The 22,366-nt window shown below is 53.2% G+C and carries 21 protein-coding genes; 10 read left to right on the forward strand and 11 right to left on the reverse strand.

What is annotated here, in order from left to right:
- The first annotated feature begins 45 nt into the window (after positions 1 to 45).
- Positions 46 to 1,275 (forward strand): DUF445 domain-containing protein, encoded by a 1,230-nt coding sequence (locus FE845_RS03820; protein WP_200361887.1) that lies wholly within the window; start codon positions 46 to 48, stop codon positions 1,273 to 1,275.
- Between the two features lie 109 nt (positions 1,276 to 1,384).
- Complete coding sequence (locus FE845_RS03825) at positions 1,385 to 2,419, forward strand: HDOD domain-containing protein (protein ID WP_200361888.1); 1,035 nt, start codon at positions 1,385 to 1,387, stop codon at positions 2,417 to 2,419.
- Here FE845_RS03825 and FE845_RS03830 read toward each other — a convergent pair.
- From FE845_RS03830 to FE845_RS03850, 5 genes are all read right to left on the reverse strand, one after another.
- Positions 2,403 to 3,725 carry a YihY/virulence factor BrkB family protein gene (locus tag FE845_RS03830; RefSeq protein WP_200361889.1) on the reverse strand — a complete coding sequence of 441 codons (1,323 nt, stop codon included), beginning with the start codon at positions 3,723 to 3,725 and terminating at the stop codon, positions 2,403 to 2,405. The genes FE845_RS03825 and FE845_RS03830 overlap by 17 nt on opposite strands.
- 150 nt (positions 3,726 to 3,875) lie before the next feature.
- Positions 3,876 to 4,478 (reverse strand): penicillin-binding protein activator LpoB, encoded by a 603-nt coding sequence (gene lpoB / locus FE845_RS03835; protein ID WP_200361890.1) that lies wholly within the window; start codon positions 4,476 to 4,478, stop codon positions 3,876 to 3,878.
- A 12-nt stretch (positions 4,479 to 4,490) separates the two neighbouring features.
- Positions 4,491 to 4,883, reverse strand: a complete 393-nt coding sequence (locus FE845_RS03840) for a YcfL family protein (protein WP_200361891.1) — start codon at positions 4,881 to 4,883, stop codon at positions 4,491 to 4,493.
- 59 nt (positions 4,884 to 4,942) lie between these two features.
- Positions 4,943 to 6,427, reverse strand: a complete 1,485-nt coding sequence (locus FE845_RS03845; protein WP_227714074.1) for a COG3014 family protein — start codon at positions 6,425 to 6,427, stop codon at positions 4,943 to 4,945.
- Between the two features lie 53 nt (positions 6,428 to 6,480).
- Positions 6,481 to 7,416 carry a D-2-hydroxyacid dehydrogenase gene (locus FE845_RS03850; RefSeq protein WP_200361892.1) on the reverse strand — a complete coding sequence of 312 codons (936 nt, stop codon included), beginning with the start codon at positions 7,414 to 7,416 and terminating at the stop codon, positions 6,481 to 6,483.
- A 74-nt stretch (positions 7,417 to 7,490) separates the two neighbouring features.
- On the opposite strand from FE845_RS03850, the gene tmpT reads away from it, so the two are divergent.
- The 4 genes from tmpT (at position 7,491) to FE845_RS03870 (ending at position 13,223) form a co-directional block, all read left to right on the forward strand.
- Entirely contained in the window at positions 7,491 to 8,144 is a 654-nt protein-coding gene (gene tmpT / locus FE845_RS03855; RefSeq protein WP_200361893.1) for a thiopurine S-methyltransferase, read from the forward strand.
- A 238-nt stretch (positions 8,145 to 8,382) separates the two neighbouring features.
- The gene (locus FE845_RS03860; RefSeq protein WP_200361894.1) at positions 8,383 to 10,305 is read left to right on the forward strand and encodes a PrkA family serine protein kinase; all 1,923 of its coding nucleotides are present in this window, start codon (positions 8,383 to 8,385) and stop codon (positions 10,303 to 10,305) included.
- 72 nt (positions 10,306 to 10,377) lie between these two features.
- Entirely contained in the window at positions 10,378 to 11,667 is a 1,290-nt protein-coding gene (locus tag FE845_RS03865) for a YeaH/YhbH family protein (RefSeq protein WP_227714126.1), read from the forward strand.
- The gene (locus FE845_RS03870; RefSeq protein WP_200361896.1) at positions 11,664 to 13,223 is read left to right on the forward strand and encodes a SpoVR family protein; all 1,560 of its coding nucleotides are present in this window, start codon (positions 11,664 to 11,666) and stop codon (positions 13,221 to 13,223) included. Before FE845_RS03865 ends, FE845_RS03870 begins: the two co-directional genes overlap by 4 nt.
- On the opposite strand, the gene FE845_RS03875 is transcribed toward FE845_RS03870, so the two are convergent.
- Genes FE845_RS03875 through FE845_RS03885 form a run of 3 tightly spaced genes read right to left on the reverse strand, consistent with a single transcriptional unit; the run spans position 13,212 to position 15,609 of the window.
- On the reverse strand, positions 13,212 to 14,573 hold the full coding sequence (locus tag FE845_RS03875) for a sensor histidine kinase (protein ID WP_227714075.1): 1,362 nt from the start codon (positions 14,571 to 14,573) through the stop codon (positions 13,212 to 13,214). The two genes, FE845_RS03870 and FE845_RS03875, sit on opposite strands and share 12 nt — an antisense overlap.
- Entirely contained in the window at positions 14,570 to 15,244 is a 675-nt protein-coding gene (locus FE845_RS03880) for a response regulator transcription factor (RefSeq protein WP_200361897.1), read from the reverse strand. Before FE845_RS03880 ends, FE845_RS03875 begins: the two co-directional genes overlap by 4 nt.
- The gene (locus FE845_RS03885) at positions 15,241 to 15,609 is read right to left on the reverse strand and encodes a PepSY domain-containing protein (RefSeq protein ID WP_200361898.1); all 369 of its coding nucleotides are present in this window, start codon (positions 15,607 to 15,609) and stop codon (positions 15,241 to 15,243) included. The genes FE845_RS03880 and FE845_RS03885 overlap by 4 nt, the downstream gene beginning before the upstream one ends.
- A gap of 180 nt (positions 15,610 to 15,789) precedes the next feature.
- Here FE845_RS03885 and FE845_RS03890 point away from each other — a divergent pair, with 180 nt between their 5' ends.
- The gene (locus FE845_RS03890; protein ID WP_200361899.1) at positions 15,790 to 16,266 is read left to right on the forward strand and encodes a hypothetical protein; all 477 of its coding nucleotides are present in this window, start codon (positions 15,790 to 15,792) and stop codon (positions 16,264 to 16,266) included.
- A 48-nt stretch (positions 16,267 to 16,314) separates the two neighbouring features.
- Here FE845_RS03890 and FE845_RS03895 read toward each other — a convergent pair whose 3' ends face one another.
- Positions 16,315 to 17,199 (reverse strand): bile acid:sodium symporter family protein, encoded by an 885-nt coding sequence (locus tag FE845_RS03895; RefSeq protein ID WP_200361900.1) that lies wholly within the window; start codon positions 17,197 to 17,199, stop codon positions 16,315 to 16,317.
- 227 nt (positions 17,200 to 17,426) lie between these two features.
- Between FE845_RS03895 and FE845_RS03900 the strand changes: the two genes are divergently transcribed.
- A complete protein-coding gene (locus FE845_RS03900) occupies positions 17,427 to 18,869 on the forward strand; it encodes a WS/DGAT/MGAT family O-acyltransferase (protein WP_200361901.1) in 1,443 nt (480 codons plus the stop codon).
- A 2-nt stretch (positions 18,870 to 18,871) separates the two neighbouring features.
- Here the strand turns inward: FE845_RS03900 and FE845_RS03905 are convergent, their stop codons facing one another.
- Positions 18,872 to 19,501 carry a TetR family transcriptional regulator gene (locus FE845_RS03905; RefSeq protein WP_200361902.1) on the reverse strand — a complete coding sequence of 210 codons (630 nt, stop codon included), beginning with the start codon at positions 19,499 to 19,501 and terminating at the stop codon, positions 18,872 to 18,874.
- Between the two features lie 195 nt (positions 19,502 to 19,696).
- Between FE845_RS03905 and FE845_RS03910 the strand changes: the two genes are divergently transcribed.
- Together FE845_RS03910 and FE845_RS03915 are read left to right on the forward strand one after the other, a co-directional pair.
- Positions 19,697 to 20,812, forward strand: coding sequence for a ferredoxin reductase (locus FE845_RS03910; RefSeq protein ID WP_200361903.1), 1,116 nt, complete (start codon positions 19,697 to 19,699; stop codon positions 20,810 to 20,812).
- Between the two features lie 11 nt (positions 20,813 to 20,823).
- The gene (locus FE845_RS03915) at positions 20,824 to 21,903 is read left to right on the forward strand and encodes a fatty acid desaturase family protein (RefSeq protein WP_200361904.1); all 1,080 of its coding nucleotides are present in this window, start codon (positions 20,824 to 20,826) and stop codon (positions 21,901 to 21,903) included.
- A gap of 8 nt (positions 21,904 to 21,911) precedes the next feature.
- Here the strand turns inward: FE845_RS03915 and FE845_RS03920 are convergent, their stop codons facing one another.
- Positions 21,912 to 22,349, reverse strand: a complete 438-nt coding sequence (locus tag FE845_RS03920) for an RrF2 family transcriptional regulator (protein ID WP_200361905.1) — start codon at positions 22,347 to 22,349, stop codon at positions 21,912 to 21,914.
- Positions 22,350 to 22,366 lie beyond the last annotated feature (17 nt).

The following is a 22,366-nucleotide window of genomic DNA, read 5'->3' on the forward strand; positions in this document are numbered from 1 at the left end:
TGCTTCACCCCGCTGACATAAACAAAAAAGCGAGTGCACCTCCGAATGACAAGCCTGCTTAACAACCCAGAATTCTGGCAATACCTCAGTATTCCCGTTATCGCAGCCCTCATTGGCTGGTTCACCAACTGGCTTGCCATCAAAATGACCTTCCTTCCACTGGAGTTTGTTGGCAAACCTCCACTGCTAGGATGGCAGGGCATTATTCCCTCCAAAGCCCATAAAATGGCCGCCATTGCCGTAGACGCCACCATTTCAAAAATCGGAACCGTACGGGAAATATTCGAACAGATTGATCCCAAAGTGCTCGCCGCGCACATTGTCCACTCGGTAGAGCCGCGCATCGAAGAATACGTGGATGAAATGATGCTCCGGGAATACCCCACATTTTGGGAGAACCTTCCTGCCTCTGCCCGAAAGATGGTCTATGACAGAGTTCGTAAATCCACGCCGCATCTGGTGGACAACCTAGTCGACGATATCGCCAACAACATCGAAGATCTGCTTGATATCAAAACCATGACCATTGAGAAACTGTCGGCCGACAAGCAGCTGCTGAATCGTATCTTTCTGGAGTGCGGCGATGCAGAGTTCCGCTTTATCGTGAACTCCGGTCTTTACTTCGGTTTTCTGTTCGGTGTTATCCAGATGACCGTTTGGTACTTTTATCAAAGCTGGTGGGTATTACCCTTCTTCGGCTTGCTGGTGGGCTGGGCCACTAACTGGATTGCCTTGAACGTTATCTTCCGCCCCTTGCACCCCAAAAAAGTCGGCCCTTTTCGTATTCAGGGACTGTTCCTCAAGCGACAGCCGGAAGTGGCACAGTCTTTTTGCCACATAATTACCCACGAGATCCTCACGGTTGGCAATATCATCAGTGCCATACTGGAAGGCCCAAAAGGTGATCGTGCCCGCAACATGGTGAAAAAGCACATCAAGCCACTGGTGGACGAAACCGCCGGTATGGGCAAAGCTCTCACCCAAATGGCCTTCGGCCCCACTGGCTTTGCCACGCTAAAAAATCAGGTGGGTGAAAAAGCCATCGAGATATCGAAAACATCCTTTAACAACCCTGTGTTTGAGACAGACCGTGCCCGCGCCGTTGAGTCCATTATGGTGGAGCGTATGATTGCCCTCTCTTCGGAGGAGTTTCAGGATTTACTTCGCCCTTGCTTCCAAGAAGATGAGATTAAACTGATTCTTGTGGGTGCTTTTCTCGGCTTTTCGGCCGGTGTTGGCCAACTCGTTTTTGTATTTGGTGAGGTGTTAGTCTGAAAAATTTTATAGCCGCACAGGGGTTAGACTGTGCAAGGCGGTAGTGGGCCTCTATACTGCAATACACAAGAACGTACACTTTCGCGACTGGTTTACCTGGGGGCAACGGATGCCAGGCTTCTTTTCCTGGATTGCAGGCTTTTTTGTCACGGAAAAGCCGACACCTCCTGCGGTTTCTGAGGCAAGGCTATTTAATCCTTCAAAATCTACAAAACCCGCCATAGCAGCGGAAGATGCTCAAAGCTTGTCCCTGCAGCTTGAGGAAAATCTTTTTTGCTGGCTTCTGGACACCGGCCCCGCTCAACTTCGCTCCGAGCAAGCCCCGTCACACCAAGCACTTCAAGAGCTCGATCACCGCCTCGCGAACCGGAAAATGGAAGAGCTGCCAAGGCGGCCCATGACACTTCCCATGCTGATGAAGGCGCTTTCTGATGAATCCGGCGACCGGCAAAAGCTGAGCCAGATTATTCTGGGAGACCCCTCTTTAACCGATCAGATATTGCAGGTGGCCAATAGCCCCTATTTCCGTACTGGCGACGCCACCATCGAGTCTGTGGATCAGGCTGTTTTCATTCTAGGTATCGATGGTATTCGGAATGTGATTTCGGCAACGGTTATGCGGCCAATGATGGCGGCCCGCAATAGCCGCGAAGCCCTATTTGCCCAACGGGCATGGCGCTGGGGCCTTACCTGCGCCCGCGCGGCGGAGTTTATCGCAAAGCTACAAGGGGAGGACGCAAGCGCCCACTTCACCGTGGGGCTTTTACCGGCACTCTCCTATATCACTATTCGCAGGGAGCTCCAGCAGATATGCCGGGCACAGCGTGGTGGCGGGGAGCCGGATGTTGTGTTGATTCGTACCGCATTAGCGCGCTACCAGTGGGTTGCTTCGCAATTGATCGCCAGTGAGTGGGGCCTGCCACCTAAGTACCACGCGTATCTAATGTCGGCAGAGCGACCTGTGCCTGATCAGGAGCAAGCAGCGCTGGTAGATGGCATGGTAATAGGTAGTCGTGAAGTGTTGCGACATGCGCACCAACGCAACCTCCCCGAAGAAGATTTGGAGCACATCGTTCATCTTACGCCGGAACAAACCGGCCGAGTGCGAACTGCCATCAAAGCCCTGCTCAGCCAGCAGAGCTAGTGTCAGCCCCGTTTTTCAACAAAGCGGCAAATGTTTTGGATTCGTTCTCCCGCTCGCCGTTAAGCAAGTCAGCAGGGAACACTGGCGGCAGCCTGTCAACAACACGATCTTCATCGCGGCGGACAACCTTAAGCACATCCCCTACGGTAATAAGGTCCAGTGCTCGCCCAGGTACCAGCTGATCGCCCTGTGGCCCCGCAAGGCTTAATAAGCCTGCGCGAATCAGCTTGTCGCTAACGGCTCGGGTTACTTCGCCCGGCACACGCAAATCATGTTCCAAAGCCTCCTGCTGCGGCGCTTTTTTGCCCTCGCTAAAGGGCCGCGCTACAAGCCACATCATGGCCAAGGCAATTTTTTCCTGCAACTCTGGCGCAAGCTGTACATGGCTGCGTTTAGCAACGGAACCTGGGTTTTGCAGGTAATACGAAAGGCTTGCCCCCAGAAGCAGAATCATCCAGTTCAGATAAATCCAGATCAGCATAATAATGCCGATCGCAAAACTGGAATAAATCGCTGCGTATTTAGCCGAGCCCGCTACAAAAGAGGCAAACAGCATACCCCCAGCCTGCCAGGAAACACCGGCAACCAAACCGCCAATGGCCGCATACCGAACTTTTACGCGAGTATTGGGCATAAATACGTAAACGAAGGTGAAGGCGCCCACCACAAGGAAAAACGGCGTGAAGCGGCTGGCGGCAAGAATCACCGAGCCAAAGGGCTCAATGGCAATCAGAGTTTGAACGAAAGATGACGAGAAGATGGTAGCGCTCACACCGATGGCAGAAACCATCAACAACGGCCCGACCATAATAACGCTCAGGTAGTTGCTGAACCTCTGGGCCACGGAGCGCATCTCCGGCACATGCCAGATCATATTGAACGAACGCTCGATTTTCTGAACCAGCGACACCACCGTGTATACCAACAGGCCTAAACCGACGGAGCCCAACACCCCCACCTTCATGTTGTCCACGAAGCCCAGTATACGCTCTGCCATTTCAACGCCTTCAGGCCCCATGGGCTGAAAGAACTGGAACAGGAAGGGTTCCATACGTTGATGCACACCCAGTGCTTTCAAAACCGAAAAACTCAAGGCAAGCAAAGGCACAATACTTAAGAGCGTGGTGTACACCAGACTCATAGCGTGCAGAGTTAGCTGCCCGCTAATCACATCACGTATCAAGGCATAAGCAGAGCGGCCAACCTTGTACAGCCAAGTCCAAGGCCAGCTTTGCGGCGGATTCGGATTTGCGAGAATCCAGTTTTCTGCAGCCTGCAGACGTTCTTTTAATTGGAAAGAAGCCACTTAACGTCCTGTTTTCTATATATCAAGAAGGTAACCTGAAACGGATACGAAACAAAATGAGTATGGCCTACTTTCAGAGGCATAGGAAAGCAGGCCTGTCGGATTCCATGCACCAGTGCAACTTTACCGCGCCATTGCGGCGCATCAGCCCTACCAAGTAACGGACTTGTTAGGGCCCCGCTTGATGATGGGAGTTTCACCTTCCCAAATGGCCAGACCGGATGCCAACTCCGTTAGAGACAGTTGGATGTAATATTCCACCTGCTGCTCTTTCCCGACCTTATGGTTACGCTGAAGAATCTTTCCGGAGAGGCTTAAATCCGGCGCCTGAAGCGTACCCTTACTTTGTACGGTAGACTGGTCGAACTCCTCAGATTCCCTCAGCTCACGCGCTTTCTGGGTCATTTCGTCTTCAGCGCCATTAAGGCCAACCGCCGTGGTGGTTACAACCTTGCCTGAGCGTAAAAGCGCCACCCGGATTTTCTTGGTTAATTGGTCTGTGTCGATCCGTTGCATGGTGTCGTTGGTAATACGGCTGACCACCATTATGTAACGGCCACCATTTGGATTATTTACGGCTCCGCTTGCAAGCATGTCTTCAACGGCATCGGTCGCCGCTTTTTCAAAATCCCGGTAATCCATGGTCATGGCAACCGGGCCATCGTCAGCAGCCGGATCGATGTAGCGGGTAGGTGCGGCACAGCCAGCCAGAACCGCAAGTCCTGCAGTTATAACAACAGCGCGTATCAACATTAGGTTTTCCTTTTATTTGGGCTCACGAAGATGCAATTGGTAACTGGTAGCCCTTGAGTGGGGTGCCGTCGCCTTAAAATAGCGGGTTTGCCCTGTTAGCAAGCTCGCTTTTCGGTAGCCTTCACCAACGCCGGGCACAGTCATACCCTTGGCATCAAACCAGGTCACCTTCCACGCCAACTCTGCGTCTGATCTCGCCTCAACCGCGAACTGTATCTGCAGAAGGCTCTCCCCATCGGGCTGGGGCACGCGCTCCTCAAAGAGCTCTGTTACGGCGGTGATGTAAATAACTTCCGGGTCTACCTTCAGCTCTTGCCTATCGGCCAATAAGTTACTTACTTCGGGTTGCGAAGCACAGCCTGCCAAACCAAGAACCAGCAAGCTGGCGAACAATACTGATTTCATAAGGTGCGTCCTGTTTTGTGTTAATCAGCTTATCTATATTGCTGTGAAAGCTCATGCTACTACTCATACCACTTGGGTAAACGCGCAAAAGCCGCCTCAGCTCCACCTTGCAAATCCATAATAATCACCGTTGCCGGTGCCTGTAACGTCGGGCGTTTCACATACACCAGAGTAAATGGCTGTTGCGGAATTTCCAGCGCGCCCAGCGTCTCCCCCCTATGATCCAGCAGTGACAGGGTTCCGTTTTCCGGGCGATCAGTGCGGGCAGTCTGCCAGTGGTTCGGCAGCGCCTGCCAGCTGCGCAAGTCAGCCTGAGTGGTTGCTATGGTCAGCACCGCGGCGAAAAGTTGCCCCACAGGGCCAAATTGCTCAGCTGCTTCTCTCTGAAGAACCGCTTTGCTGATAGCAGAGGTAACCGCTCTGGTGAGTATGCCTGAAAAACGCTCCTTCATTTCGGTACGGACAACTTTGCCCATATCCGAAATGCGCTCGGTTCGTATTACCTCGCCGGAGGAATCTGCTGCGCCGATGCTCCCGGGTACCGCAGAGCGGTCAGTGTATACAGGTAAGGCAATGCTAAAATACGAGGGCACTTGTTGGTTACCGTAGGTCAAAAACAACGGCACATCCAAACGCGATTCCCTAAGCACCGGACCCAGTCCGTTCTCATACACAATCCACACCTGCGGCGGCAGGGTTTGCAAGCTCTGCGCGCCCGAGGCAAGGCTCTCAGCTAGGTCCGCATCTGCTTGCAGCATCCTATTCCCGGGGCTCATTTCTGCCACTCGGGCAAGTGAGGTCACAGCACGTTCGTAGTCTGAACCGCCTTCGGCATTCGCGAGAAAATAAAGGCCGTGCAGGTAGGTGCTGAAAGGCACGATGAACTCCGGGAAAACAGACCATTTCGAAGGCGCACCATAGCGGTTGTCGACCGCTGATTGAAAACTGCCGCTCTGAAGGCTGTTGCGAACCATAGAGGCTTTTTGGCTTCCCCCCTCCGCTTCATGCTTCAAGGCGGCCTGTTGTGCAGCAATCTCCTTACGAAAATACTCAACAGCGCGTCTGGTACGATCATTGGCCCGGTTAAATTCCACTCGGGCATAATCATTATTGCCCGATGCAAGAAACGCCAGCCCTTTGTAGGTGTTCACCAGAACAGCTTCTGACAGCAAAGCCTTGTAGTCTCGCTCTGAGTCATTAACCATCACCGCCATCAAGCCTTCCGCAGTGCTTGCCAGCAGCCCCATGGTATCTTGGCCTTTCATTCCCTCTTCAGCGAGGTCGTAGGCTTTTGTGGATTCACTGTTTCGATCGGTCAGGCGGTACATTTCCCCCTGATGCAGCAGTTCTAGCAAATGCTCTTGAGTGTCGACAGCTTTGTTTTCAGGCGCAGGGAAGCTCACTGCTTTCAGCGCAGCGTCGTAATCACCGGTCACATAAGCGGCGTTAAACAAAGCCAACTGGTCGCGGTGCTGGAATGACGAGCACCCCGACACAAGCACCGTCGAAAAAGCGGCCACAATCATATACCGCAGTGCTGTCAAGCCATTACCTCTCGCACACCCTCTCTCCCTGCACAACATTGCCTGTTGATAGATCAAGAAACCGAAGCAAGGTTGTGCGCTGTGATATCCACAATGCGTTGTCGTGCTTCGCGGCTGGCCCATGCCGAGTGCGGTGTAATGATGAGATTCGGAATATCTTCAGCAAGCAGGGCATTGCCATTGCGCGGCGGCTCCTCGGTCAGAACATCAAAACCGGCACCCCTAATAATGCCTTCACGTAAGGCGTTCGCAAGAGCGCCTTCATCCACAAGGCCGCCACGGCTGGTGTTAATTAAAAGAGCGTCCGGCTTCATCATCTGCAACTCACGTGCGCCAATCAGGTTGCGGGTTTCATCGGTAAGAAGACAGTGCAGCGAGAGCACATCAACTTGAGGCAAAAGCTCATCCAGCGGAATCCGTGAGTAGCCATCAACCTTGCCTGTTGCCTGCCCCGGCCGCGCGCCGAGCAATATCTTCATACCAAAGGCTTTGGCTCGCTCGGCCACACCTTGGCCTAAGTCACCGTAGCCCACAATACCTAAAGTTCGGCCTTCCAGCTCCATGATGGGGTGGTTCATTAGGCAAAACATGTCGCTCTGCGCCCAGCGCCCTGCCCGCACATCCCGATCGTAATCCAGCAAGCGCGTTGCTAAAGCCAAAATCAGCGCCATGGTGTGCTGGGCTACCGTGGAGCGCCCGTAGTTCGTCACGTTCAGCACCTGTATGCCGTGGTCTTTGGCGGCATTTAGATCTATGTTGTTCAACCCAGTGGCCACAACCGCTATGGTTTTTAGCTCGGGGCTGTGTTCAAAGTGCTCGCGCCCGAGTACCACCTTGTTGACCAACACCGTATCAAAACCCCGAATTCGTTCAGCCACCTGTTCTGGCGCTGTAGCCCCATGTTTCACAAGGCCGCCAGTCACGCGCTCAATAGGCGCAAAATCCACATCATTGCCAAGCGTAGTGGCATCCAAAAACACGGCTTTCATACTTTTCTCCTTCATCAATAAACACTGAGATTAAGGTAGACTGAATCAAACATCCAAATAAGAGAATCGAAACTATGGAACACGAATTCTGGCACGAGCGCTGGAGCAAAAAGGAAATCGGCTTTCACGAAGGCTCCGTCAACAAGTTTTTATACGATCACTGGCCCGAGCTTTCTGGCGGCGGCACTGAGGGTGTTTTTGTACCCTTGTGCGGCAAAGCCCACGATATGTGGTGGCTGCACGATCGCGGGCACCCGGTTATTGGTGTAGAGCTGAGTGAAATCGCCTGTAAAGACTTTTTTGAGGAGGCGGGCGAGAAAGCCATGGTGCACCCAAGCGAGCCCTTCACCAAATTCAAGCATGAAAGCCTGCAGCTCTGGTGCGGCGATTTCTTTCAATTGGTGCCAGATGACTTAAAGCACAGTCGCTTGGTATACGACCGTGCTGCGCTCATTGCCCTGCCACCTTCAATGCGCAAAGCCTATGTGGAACATCTTACGGCCGTCATCCCCGATGGCACACGCATTTTGCTTATCACCCTCGACTACGGCACAAAAATCAGTCCGCCACCGTTTAACGTGAGCGATGAAGAGGTTCGCGAACTCTATTCACCGGATTACGAGATTGAGCACATTCTTACCAACACGCTGCCCAACGACCACCCGTTCACCAAGCGCAAAGGCCTTATTGGTGCAACAGAGAGCGTATTCAGACTGACTAAACGCTGAGGCCAGCAGCCCAGCGGTAACATAATTTAATGAACCTTAACCATTAACAGCCTGTCCAACCTCGTGACCGTGAACTAAGCTCAGATTGAATAGGTCAAAACCCGACACAGATCGTGACAGGCCAAAACCGATACTTCCATTCACCTATAACCAAAGCGAATCGCCGTCGTGGCGACCGTAACTTAACGGGGATACTGCGTGCACTGAAAGCTGAAGAACAGCGAGCGAGGGGCTACCAATGAGCATACTGCAGCAATTCAAAAACCGGTATGAGAGCACCCAAGAAGAAGAGTACAGTCTTGAAGAATACCTAGAGATCTGCAAAAACGACCCAGCGGCCTACGCCACGGCTGCAGAACGGTTACTGATTGCCATCGGCGAACCCGAATTTGTCGATACTTCCCGCGATGCACGTCTGTCGCGCATCTTTTCCAACAAAATCATCAAACGCTATCCGGAGTTTTCCGAGTTCTACGGCATGGAAGAAGCTGTGGAGAACATAGTATCGTTCTTCAGGCACGCAGCTCAGGGTCTGGAAGAAAAGAAACAGATTCTGTATCTGCTTGGGCCGGTTGGTGGTGGTAAGTCATCGCTGGCAGAGAAGCTGAAGTACCTGATGCAAAAGGTGCCCTTCTACGCAATCAAGGGCTCCCCCGTTAACGAGTCGCCTCTGGGGCTTTTCGATCCGGCAGAAGATGCCGCCATTCTGGAAGAAGAATATGGCATTCCTTCCCGCTACTTGAAAAACATCATGTCGCCTTGGGCAGTTAAGCGGCTGCACGAATTTGGCGGCGACATTAGCCAATTCCGCGTGGTGAAGAAATACCCTTCCGTTCTAGACCAGGTTGCCGTCTCTAAAACCGAGCCAGGGGACGACAACAATCAGGATATCTCTGCCCTTGTGGGCAAGGTGAACATCCGCATGCTGGAGGATTATTCACAGGATGATCCCGACGCCTACAGTTTCAGCGGCGGCCTGTGCAAAGCCAATCAGGGGCTGATGGAATTTGTGGAGATGTTCAAAGCCCCCATCAAAGTGCTGCACCCGTTGTTAACCGCGACTCAAGAGGGTAACTACAACACCACCGAAGGCATGGGTTCGGTGCCCTTTGATGGCGTTATTCTGGCCCACTCCAACGAGTCGGAATGGCAAACCTTCCGCAACAACAAGCACAACGAGGCCTTTCTTGACCGGGTGTATATCGTCAAGGTGCCTTACTGCGTGCGGGTTACGGAAGAGATCGAGATATACAAAAAGCTTCTGCAAAACAGCTCTCTGGCTGGGTCGCCCTGCGCCCCGGACACACTGGACATGCTGGCCCAGTTTTCAGTTCTCTCGCGTATTAAGGAGCCTGAAAATTCCAGCATTTTCTCCAAAATGCGGGTCTATGACGGCCAGAACATTAAAGATACAGACCCCAAAGCCAAATCCATTCAAGAATATCGGGATGCAGCGGGCGTAAACGAGGGTATGGACGGCCTCTCGACCCGGTTCGCCTTCAAGATTCTCTCCAAGGTGTTTAACTTCGACACCACTGAAGTGGCCGCCAACCCGGTGCACCTGCTGTATGTGATTGAAAAGCAGATTGAACAGGAGCAGTTCGCGCCAGACGTTCAAGAGCGCTATCTGCGCTTCATCAAGGAATTCCTGGCACCCCATTACGTTCAGTTTATCGGTAAAGAAATCCAGACGGCCTATCTGGAAAGCTACAGCGAGTACGGGCAAAACCTGTTTGACCGCTACGTAACCTATGCCGACCTGTGGATTCAGGATCAGGAATTCCGGGATCCGGAAACTGGCGAAATCCTCGACCGTTCTTCCATCAACGAGGAACTGGAGAAAATCGAAAAGCCGGCGGGCATCAGCAACCCCAAGGATTTCCGCAACGAGGTGGTCAACTTTGTACTGCGGGCGCGAGCCAACAATCAGGGCGAAAACCCATCCTGGCTCAGCTATGAAAAGCTGCGCAGCGTGATCGAGAAGAAAATGTTCTCCAACACCGAAGACTTGCTGCCGGTTATTTCGTTCAACCCTAAAGCCAGCCAGGAGGATCAGAACAAGCACAAACAGTTCGTCGAACGCATGGTCGATCGTGGCTATACGGAGAAGCAGGTGCGCCTGCTGGCAGAGTGGTACCTGCGGGTTCGCAAGTCTCACTAGCAGGATGGCAGGCTCTATAAACGAGCCTGCCATCCTAGGCCGGAACCTGTAAGTGGAGTGTGAATTATGGGTATGACCCACATAGTCGACCGACGACTGAACGGCAAAAACAAAAGCGCGGTGAACCGGGAGCGGTTTTTGCGCCGCTACCGGCATCACATAAAAAAGGCGGTTTCGGACGCGGTGCACCGGCGTTCTATCACTGACATAGAACGGGGGGAGAGCATTAGCATTCCCTCGCGGGATATTGATGAGCCTGTGTTTCACCACGGCCAAGGCGGTCACCGGGAGATGGTTCACCCGGGAAATCAGGAGTTTGTAACCGGAGATCGGCTACCCAAACCAGAAGGTGGTGAGGGCCAAGGTCAGGGGCAAGGCCAAGCCAGCCCCGATGGCGAGGGCATGGATGAATTTGCTTTCCAGATAACGCAGGAAGAGTTCTTGAACTTCCTGTTTGACGATTTGGAGCTTCCTAACCTTGTTCGCAAAAAGCTCAAAGACACCGAAGCATTCAATTACGTGCGTTCCGGATTCAGCACTCAGGGTGTGCCCGCCAAGCTCGACGTTGTAAGGTCACTGCGTGGCGCCCACGCGCGCCGCCTCGGCCTTGGCGGTGCCCGCAAGAAAAAGATTCGCGAGCTTGAGGCTCAGCTTGCGGAGCTAAAAAGCGCGACCGCTGATCTGGACGCTGCGTTCAGCCATGAGGATCAGGTTAAAGCACTCGAAGACGAAATCGCACGGCTGAAAGCCAATGTGAAACGGATTCCGTTTATTGATGAAATCGACCTGCGTTACCGCCAGCATTTAAAGCAACCCAAGCCTGCAACCAGCGCTGTGATGTTCTGCCTGATGGACGTTTCCGGCTCTATGACGCAGATGCATAAAGACACCGCCAAGCGGTTTTTCATCCTGCTGTACCTATTCTTGAAGAAGAACTATAAAAAAATCGACGTGGTGTTCATTCGCCACCACACCAGCGCCAAGGAAGTGGACGAAGAAGAGTTTTTCTATTCCCGTGAAACCGGCGGCACAATTGTTTCCAGCGCTCTGAAGCTGATGCACAAGATCATCGAATCCCGCTACTCCCCGGCCGAGTGGAACATCTACGCAGCTCAGGCATCCGATGGCGACAACTGGAACGACGACTCGCCGGTGTGTGGCAAGCTTCTGACCGACAGCATTCTTCCATTGGTGCAGTATTACGCTTATGTAGAGATTACGCCCCAAGATCACCAGATGCTCTGGTACGAATATGAGCGGGTGCAGGAGCAGTTCCCCGGAAGTTTTGCGCAACAACAGATTGCGGAGCCCAGCGAGATCTACCCGGTCTTTCGCAGGCTTTTTGAGAGGAAAGCGGCATGAGTGACGCCATAGATCGCCCCAATGCTCCGGGCAGCGACAGCCCGGCAACTCGCAAACCGGTTTCCACCGGATCGGAATGGACCTTCGAGCTGATCCGGCAATACGATGAGGAAATTGCCAAGTGCGCCGCCGAGTTCGGCCTAGACACCTACCCCAATCAAGTTGAGGTGATCAGCGCCGAGCAGATGATGGACGCCTACAGCTCCGTTGGCATGCCGGTTGGCTACAATCACTGGTCTTTCGGCAAGCAGTTTCTTAGTACCTCCAAAGGCTACCAGCGGGGGCAGATGGGGCTGGCCTATGAGATTGTGATTAACTCTAACCCCTGCATTGCCTACCTGATGGAAGAAAACACCCTGCCTATGCAGGCACTGGTGATTGCCCACGCCTGTTATGGCCACAACTCGTTTTTTAAAGGCAACTACCTGTTCCGCACATGGACAGATGCCAGCGCCATTATTGATTATCTGGTGTTTGCCCGACATTATGTTTCTGAATGCGAAGAGCGCCACGGCGTGGATGCGGTGGAGCAAATACTGGATTCCTGCCATGCATTGATGAACCATGGCGTTGATCGCTATAAGCGGCCCGCCCCGATTTCGGCTGCTAAAGAAGTCCTGCGCCAAGCAGAACGGGAGGAATATCTGCAACGCCGCGTGAACGATCTGTGGCGCACCATTCCGAAAATGGATGAGGACGAAGACCCGATAACGCGCAAAAAACGCTACCCGGAGGAGCCTCAGGAAAACCTGTTGTACTTCATCGAGAAAAACGCGCCCCTACTGGAAACCTGGCAGAGGGAAATCATCCGGATTGTGCGCAAACTGGCGCAATATTTTTATCCGCAGCGCCAAACGCAGGTAATGAACGAAGGCTGGGCCACCTTCTGGCATTACACCCTGCTGAACAGAATGTACGAAAAAGGTTTGGTCACTGACGGTTTCATGCTGGAGTTCCTGCAAAGCCATACCGCTGTGGTGTATCAGCCGCCGTTCAATAGCCCCTGGTATTCCGGCATCAATCCTTACACCCTCGGGTTTTCTATCTTTACGGATCTACGGCGAATCTGCGAAGCACCTACAGATGAAGATCGCGAATGGTTTCCCGATATTGCTGGTACTGACTGGGTAAAAACCCTGCACTTTGCCATGGCCAACTTCAAAGACGAGAGCTTTATTCAACAGTTTCTGTCACCCAAAGTGATGCGGGATTTAAAGCTTTTTGCCGTTGAAGATGATGATCAGGAAGACAGCTACAAGGTAACCGCCATTCACGATGAGCCTGGCTACCGGGAACTGCGGGAGAAGCTGGCCCGCCAATACAACCTCAGCCACCGGGAGCCCAATATTCAGGTCTGGAATGTGGACGTTCGTGGTGATCGTTCTTTGATGCTCAGGCACGTACCTGTAAACAGAGTGCCTTTGGGCAAGGATACAGAAGAAGTGCTGCGGCATGCGCACAGGCTGTGGGGGTTTGATGTGCATCTGGAAAGCGTGGATGAAGGTACGGTAGTTGATGAATACCACTGCCCGCACCCGCCGCCGTTAACGTCCTGAGCGTAAGTGAGTCAGTGGCAAGACCACTTCCGCGTGCAAGCCGCCCAAAGTGCTTTCGCCCAGCCTGAGGTCGCCACCGTGTAACGCCGCCAGCTCAGTAACAATCGACAGCCCCAGCCCGGAGCCGGATCTTGTTTCATCCAACTTGCCGCCCCGGCTCAGGGCCTGCTCACGTGTTTCTGGTGACATACCGGGGCCGTCATCGGAAACGCTGAGCACCAGCCAGCCACCCTCTACAGTGCCCGTCAAGCTGATGCAACCCTTGGCCCAGTTGATGGCATTTTCCAGCAGGTTCCCGACAATTTCCTGCAAGTCCTGTGCGTCAATCCGTACCTGAAGCCCTTCCTGTAAATCACTCTGAAACACCAATCCGCGTCTTCCAGCCAAACGCTGGACGCCTTCAATTACCGGCGCAAGTACGGTGGTTACCTCCTGTTCCGCGCCCAGAGTCACCGGCCCCGCTGCCGACGCGCGGGCGAGATGATGCCGTATGGCTTCATCCAAACGCTTGAGCTCTGCCTGCATGGCCGCTTTCTGTTCACGCGGTAAGCGTTCTGCCAGAGTGCCCAACACGGCAACCGGGGTTTTCAAGGCATGGGCCAGATTTCCCGCAGCGGTTCTGCCCCGTTCCATCAGGCGTTGGTCTCTTTCCAATACCGTATTAATGGCATCTGCCAGGCGCGCCAGCTCTCGTGGCAGATCGGTCTCAACTGACGGTTGCCGACCCTGCTCTACCGCCTTCAAGCTTTGCTCAATTCGGCGCAGGGGCGCTAATCCCCAGCGGATCTGCAAGCCGATTAGCACAATCAGTAGCCCGCCCAGTGTTGCCAGAGAGAGCCATAATAAAGTCTGGAATCGCGCAACCTGGGCATCTACCTCATCCAGACTCGCAGCCACCTGAACATGCAGAACATCGTTGAGGTTGGGCAAACGAATGTCCCGTTCCAGCAAGCGAAGTTGTTTCCCTCTGGGGCCAGCGATGGTTCGAAACGCCATGTCGGGCTCTTGAGACACCGCCAGCCTTTGATCCCACAACGAGCGGGAAGTAAGTACCCGCTGGCCATCGTCACGAACCTGCCAATACCATCCGGAGAATACACGATCAAAGCGGGAGTCTCCCAACTGCCTATTGGTTACCAGAGCATCCTGATGGATATCGTAGCTAACCCCGGCGATCACTACGTTAAGCAGCGACTCCAACCGTTCATTGAAGGCTGTGTTCACCGCCTCGCGAAAGTTCCACGACAGCAAGGAACCGGCAGCGGGTAGAACCAGTACAACCAAAACCAGCGCAGATACCAGCATCCGTGTAGCTATGGGAAGGCGACGCAGTCGGTCTGCCAACATCATGATTCCTCGCTGGTATCCGTAACCATTCGATAGCCCTGACCCCGCAGGGTTTCAATACTCTGGCTACCCAGTTTTCGCCGAAGGCGGCTGACCTGCACATCAATCACATTGGAATCCGGCTCTGTATCACCGTCATACACGTGCTCGGTTAATTCCGCTCGGCTGACCACGCGAGGCGCAGCGTGTACAAGGTGGGAAAGCAATCTCAACTCCTGAGCGGTCAGGGATACCGGCATGCCAGCGCGGGTTACTTGGGCGCTGTGGGTATCAAGGCAAATATCCCCTACCCGAATAACCGGATGGGCATGTCCATGAGCCCGGCGAACCAAAGCTCTCAAACGGAACAAGATTTCTGCCGTTTCGAACGGCTTGGTGACGTAATCGTCAGCTCCGGCAGAAAAGCCAGCAGCTTTATCAGACCAGCGTTCTCTGGCCGTCAAAATCAGAATCGGTAGTTCAATACCCTGCTCGCGCCACCCCGACAACCATTGCGCTCCGTTGCCGTCGGGCAGGCCCAAATCGAGAATAACCGCATCATAACGCTCGGTACTGATCATAAAATCCGCAGTGCGACCATCGCCTGCAATTTCCACCAATAGGCCAGCATCCTGTAACGACGATGCAAGCCCAAGGGCCAGAGGTTCATCGTCTTCTACCAGTAAAATTTTCATTGGCGTTTCATTCCGTTGATGTTGTTACCTTCAATGCCGATAAGCTCACCCGTGACCGCATTCACTTCAAACTCGACGACCTGCCCCTCGGAGCCCAGCAATTCAATTTCATAAAGCCGCATGCCATTGTCTTCTTCAAACTCCACGTCAATGACCTGACCTTCCCAGTCCCGGAGCAGGCTGTCCAAAATCTCACCTAACGGCTTTATTCGGCCTGCTTGCACCTCTTCATGGAGCTTGCGCCAGTCTTCATCTGCAGAGGCTGGCACAGCGGCTGTTAGGCAAAAGGCTATGGCTAAGGCTGCGGCAATGAATGCGGCTGTGGGGATGATCAGTTTCAGAAGATAGCAGGGTAAATTTTTCATAGGGTCATTTTGTCAGAGCCAACATGAATGAACCATGAACGAAACACTCACTCTCCTGCAAGCAGCCCTTACCTAAGATGCACTCAACGTTCAGGAAGTCTTCCCACAGGAGCACGTCCAAGAACGCTTTTAAAAGACGATTGAAACACACTCCACCATCATTGAATCAGGAGCAATACCATGAAAACACTCATAGCAACCGCACTGACCGCAAGCCTTGTTACCGCGCCACTGGCTTTCGCATCCGGCACTGTTGACGACGCCAAGCGGGCGATCCAGATTGGATCCGACTATGGCATTTCGCACTTCCACAGCATTGAACTGGAAGATGATCGCGACGACGATGGCCGCATGGAGATTGAAGGCTGGGTAGATGGGCAATGGTATGTAGAGCTAGACATCGATAGCGATGGCACCATTCAAAAAGAAGAGCGCCGCAAGCGAAATGACGGCCCTTGGGGCCTGACTGCCGCGGATGTTGAAAAGTACATTGATGCCAGTGCAAAACAAGGCATTAACCGCATTGAAGACATCAAAATCAACGCCAAGGGCGAGATTGAAGTGGAGGGAGACAACGCCGAGGGGCAAGAACTGGAAATCGACTACCACGCGGGCAGCATGGAACCCACACGGGTGGATAAAGACGGCTGGATGTAAGCCAAAAACCCCTGCCGGCGCACAAGCGCCGGCAAACGCTATTTCTCCTTACTTCGAAAGCTCGGCGCTGGCTTTGGGAATGAGGCGCCGACCGTACATAGCAAGCAAAAAGCCGATGGGGAACATGAGTACGCCATAAACGGCGGCCGGTATCGACATGGCGCTGGACTCCAGTAACGTGAGGGTCACCATCAGAGCAATCGTGCCATTTTTCACCCCCAACTCTACAGCAACGGCCAGAGATTCTCGTTGGGTCAGCCCCGCCATACGGCCCGCAAGCAAGCCGATAAAAATACCCGCTGCATTCAGCAAAATGGTTGCTGGCCCTGCCTGCTTGAGCAATTCCCAAATCTGGTCCCGCGCCCCATACATAAGCGCAACGATCAACAAGGCAAGTACAACGCCGCCGAACACACTCACAATACTTTCAGCCTTGCGCGCCACCTCTGGCTTACGTGAGCGCACCTGCATACCGATTGCCACCGGGAACAGCACGATTCCAACCAGCATACCGATGGTTTTCCACACCGGCAGAACAATATCTTCCTCCGTGCCCATGTAGAACTGCAACGCCACATTGGTAAACAGCGGAAGTGTGAGAATGGTGATCAAACTCGCACTAACGGTCAGCACAATCGACAGCGCTATGTTGCCTCTGGCAAGCAACACAAAGAGGTTGGAGGTAGTGCCTCCGGGGCACGCGGCAATAATCACCAAGCCCACCGCAATGGCGGGCGGCACTGCTAATAGAGACGCCAATGCAAACGCCACCAAAGGCATCAACAAAATCTGCGTTAGGGTTCCGACAATTAGGCCTTTGGGATAAACCGCCACTTGGCGAAAATCGCGAATGGTCAGGGTCATGCCTATACCAATCATGATAATGAACAATGCAATCGGCAGTCCTGCTGAGATCAGTGGGCTGGATTCCACAATGCCTCCGGATGTTGTTATTTGTTATTCGTTTAACGTTGTGAAACTAACACAAGCGCTACACTTTCGGGAGCCTGATAGTCGCAACCTTGTATAAAACCTCTGAAATGGTTTGAAGATATTTTTTTACATCAATGATCGTCTGAGTAAGCGGTAACCCGTATACTTGCAGACAACAAATAAAAGACACTCTTTGACGCCCCGAACCGGGCAGAGGTGCTTAAGGAATGAAACGCCTGGGAACACTTGATGCCTCATGGTTAGCCGTAGAGTCTGAAGACACGCCAATGCATGTCGGCAACATGTTGATCTTTTCATTGCCGGAAGACGCGCCCGACACCTTCCTTCGCGATATGGTTACCAGCATGAAGGAGACTGGCGAGATTGCACACCCCTGGTGCGCCAAGCTTGCATGGTCCGGCACACTGGGGCGGCTAATAGCTCCCGCTTGGAAGGTCGACAAGAACCTCGACCTTGACTACCACGTGCGCCACTCAGCTCTTCCCAAGCCCGGCGGTGAACGGGAGCTTGGCGTTCTAGTATCACGCTTACACTCCAATCCTTTGGATTTCGCTCGCCCGCTTTGGGAGTGTCACGTGATAGAGGGGTTAGAAAACAACCGGTTTGCCCTCTACACGAAAATGCATCACTCGATGATTGATGGCATCAGTGGCGTGCGTTTGCTGCAGCGGGTTTTGAGTAAGGATCCTAATGAAAAGGGTATGTTGCCGCCCTGGGCCATGCGTCCAGAAAGGCTCAAGCCGCGCAAAGGCGAATCGAGGCAAAGCGTCCCCTCTGTATTTTCTCAGGCACTGGATGCCGTTAAGCTGCAAGCAGATATGGCGCCCACTCTATGGCGCGCCGGGAACCGCCTCGTGCAATCTGCTCGCCATCCGGAGGCTGGCCCTACCGCACCCTTTGTCGGGCCAGTCTCGAAGATTAACCATCGGGTGACCGGCCAGCGCCGGTTCGCCACCCAGCACTACAAGCTTGACCGCCTGAAAGAACTGGCTCATGCATCCAAATCTTCTCTGAACGACATAGTTCTGTACCTGTGTGGCACAGCACTTCGGCGTTTTTTGCTGGAGCAGAATGATCTGCCGGAGACCCCACTTACAGCAGGTATTCCGGTCAACATCCGGCCAGCAGATGATCAAGGCACAGGCACGGCGATAAGCTTCATGATCGCCACCCTCGCAACCAACGAGGCCGACCCACTTACCCGCTTACAGAGCATCATTGCCTCCACAAACCGGGCAAAAGAGCACTTACAAAAGCTGCCCAAGAGCGCCCTCACCCAGTACACCATGCTGCTGATGTCGCCCTATATCCTGCAGCTTTTGTCTGGCCTTGGCGGGCGCATGCGCCCCGTGTTCAACGTGACCATATCCAACGTACCCGGCCCGCAAGAATCCTTGTATTACGAGGGCGCCAAGCTGGAGGCCATGTATCCGGTTTCATTGATAGCTCACGGCGGTGCTCTGAATATTACTTGCCTAAGCTATGCGGGAGCACTGAATTTCGGATTTACCGGTTGCCGGGACACCTTGCCCAGCATGCAAAAACTGGCGGTGTATACCGGAGAAGCGTTGGATGAACTAGAAGCGCTAATTCTGCCGCCCAAGCGGAGGCCTAAAAAAGCGCGGGCAAGTAAAAACGGCAAGGCCTGAGCTTAGGCCTGTTTGTTATCCCAGTGCGCAGCACCAACGAAGATGAGCTGAAGGAAGCGGCATGTCCGCTTCCGTATTTGCTCTACCTGATACTCGTCTTCAGCCGAAACGCCCATTAGGTCGGTAAGGCTGAAGGCGACACTGCGAACCACCAGATCGCAGGTCATTTCAAGATCTCCGTCAGTAAGGTGGTCTGCCAGTTTCAGTCGCCGCAAGTCGTTCGCCAACTCCGTGGAAAAATATCGCATTTCACTGCGAATGCCGTCTTGAATAGCCCGGCTTTCCCCCGCCAACCCTTGGGCCATAAACAAAAAGAAACTGCGGTTAGCCTGTGCATGGCTGACAAAAATCCCTACCGACTCTTCAATAAGCTTATCCGCCTGAAAGACGTTTTCACGCGCCTCCCGCATCATTCGCCGCAGCACCAGCCCAAGCTCATCGACCAGTTGCAACCCCAAATCATCCATGTTGCGAAAGTGCCGGTAAAAAGAAGTAGGTACCACACCCGCCTGACGCGTTACTTCACGAATACCTAGGCTGGCGAAATGTCGCCCCTTGCCTACTAGCGTTAGCACGGCACTCATCAGCTTTTCACGGGTCTCCCCGGGTTTGCGCTTTTTTCTTTCCGACATGACTTGCCCATACCGCATTTATCGTTGGGTTAGGGTAACAAGTGTACACATACATAAAAAATAAAGTATCAAATGCTTGTCATTTCGTGCCAACGAAAAGCTTCCCATTGTTTGCTCACACACCCATGTGTACAGTCGTACACAATATGTGCACAAGCGTACACATTAGGTTAGGCCGCATAAGGAGAAAGCATCATGCTGGCAAGAAACACTCAAACAAACGCACTGCACTGGCTTGGAAAGCAGCTTTTTAATCGGAATGATCCGGCTGCCTTCTTTGACCCACTGCTGGAGACGCTAGACCCCATGTTGGTGCAAAGCCAAACACCTGCAAGGGTCGAGCAGGTTATTGAAGAAACCGCTGACACACGCACATTTGTACTGAAACCGGCAGCACGCTGGGCTGGCTTTCAAGCGGGCCAACACGTCAACATCTGCGTTGAGATTAACGGCGTTAAACACACGCGCACGTTCAGCCTATCCAGTTCCCCCGAGCTATGGTCTACACAGGGACTGGTTACCCTAACCATCAAGCGACTGCCCGGCGGTCTGGTAACCAACTGGCTGCATGACCACCTCGGTCAGGGGCAGGTGTTAGGTTTGGGAGAGGCCTTTGGAGACTTCCTGTTACCAAAAACGCCTCAGCCGGTGCTCTTTATCGCTGGCGGCAGCGGTATTACACCGATTCTTAGCCAACTGGAAACCATGGCCACGCGCGACTTCCGGGCACCGGTCACCCTGCTTTATTTCGTGCGCACCCAGCGGGATGTCATTGCGGAAGAGCGCTTGAAGGCTATTGCAAGCCGCTACAGCGCTCTAACCTTGAACATTATCGCTACCAATGAAAACGACAAGCCCCGTTACTTGAAAAGCCAAGACCTAAAAGCTGTGCCAGGCCTCAAAGCAAGGCGCGTATTTCTGTGCGGCCCAAAAGGTCTGATGGATCTGGCCAATGAGTTATTGCATCAGCAGGGTGTGCGCGAAAAGGACATCCACAGCACTTTCTTTTCTTCGGCAACTCCAGCTTTGAACGCCGATCTGGCAGATCAGGTTCTTGGCGGCAAAGTGCAGTTCGGCAAGAGCAATCTGGAAGCCAGCTCTGAGGGCGATGCCAGCCTACTCGAAATCGCCGAGGCGTCAGGCCTTAAACCACGCCACGGCTGCCGCATGGGTATTTGCCACCAATGCAGTTGCCGCAAAACCAGCGGCACAGTCATCAATCGACTCACCGGTAAAGCCTCCGGCTCTGGGGAGGAAAGCGTTCAGCTTTGTATATCCATTCCCCATGGCCCTGTAACTATCGACGTTTAAGGAGCAAGACTATGAAACAGATGACAGAGGTACAGCTCCAAGAACTGGAGCAAGACCTGAACACCATTCGTGATGAGGTTCTCGCAGACTTGGGAGAGCGGGATGCGCGCTACATACGCCGAGTCATCCGCTTGCACCGTGCCCTTGAAGTGGGAGGTAGGGTAATGATGCCGTTCGGCTTCATCCCACCCGTTTTTGTGGCGGCAACGGTTTCTCTCGGTCTTTCTAAAATCATAGAAAACATGGAAATTGGCCACAATGTAATGCATGGCCAGTATGACTGGATGAACGACCCATCTCTACACTCGCAAACCTACGAGTGGGACACCGCGTGTTCATCAGACTCCTGGCGACGAACCCACAATTTCGAGCACCACACCTACACCAACATCATCGGTAAAGACCGTGACTACGGCTACGCCCTGCTGCGTCTGAGTGATGATGAAAAATGGCACCCGGCCCACAGCCTGCAGTTTCTAAACTACATTCTGTTGAGCGTGTTTTTCCAATGGGGTGTTAGCTTGCACGAACTGGAGTTCGAGCGGATACGACGCGGCGAGATCCGCTTGAGAGACAAACTTCCGTTTCTCAAGGATTTCCTGCGTAAAGGCGGCAGGCAGGCGTTCAAAGACTATGTATTCTTCCCGCTTATTACGCTACCCGTAGCACCCATCGTACTGGCGGGTAACCTTGGGGCCAATCTGATGCGCAACTTGTGGTCGTCCACCGTGATCTTCTGCGGGCACTTCACTCAGGATGCTGAAACCTTTAACGCAAAAGACTGCGAAAATGAGAGCAAGGGACACTGGTATTTACGCCAGCTTACCGGCTCCTCAAACTTTACCGGCAGCAAATGGGTACATCTGCTCAGCGGACACTTGAGCTATCAGATCGAACACCATGTTTTCCCGGATCTGCCGGCACACCGTTACCCGGAGATTTCCGACAAAGTTCAGGCGGTATGCCGCAAACACGGCATAGGTTACAACACAGGTAGTTTTGGGCACCAGTACGGCACCGTAGTGAAAAGAATACTGACCTACTCTCTGCCTGACCGACTGCGCACTAAGCTAATAGGCCAGCCAACCTAAGCAGGCCGTCAGGCGATCTGGAGCAATCTTAGCAACTGCGGCTTGTGCTGATCTTGCATAATGTCTTGCAGAGTGTATTTATCAAGCACTGAAAGGAATGCCTGCAGAGCTTCTCCGAACATGGGTTTGAGCCCACAAACCGGAGCGATTTTGCAGGCATTTTTAGAGGAGTAACATTCAACAATACTCAGATCATGCTCGGTTTCGCGTACCAGCACGCCCACGTTGATATCTTCTGGCGCCATGTGCAGCCTCATGCCACCTTTTTTGCCTCGCACCGTTTCTATATAGCCCTTTTTGTTGAGCTGGTGCACCACCTTCATCAAGTGGTTTTTGGAGATATCGTAGCTGTCGGCAATTTCCTGAATCGTTGCCAGGCGATCACCCTGCACCGCCAAATAAATCAGCACTCTAAGTGAGTAGTCGGTGTATCGGGTAATATGCATTCAATACTCCAGATATT

Origin of the sequence: Marinobacter sp. 1-4A (assembly GCF_016597725.1) — a bacterium.
GTDB lineage: Bacteria > Pseudomonadota > Gammaproteobacteria > Pseudomonadales > Oleiphilaceae > Marinobacter.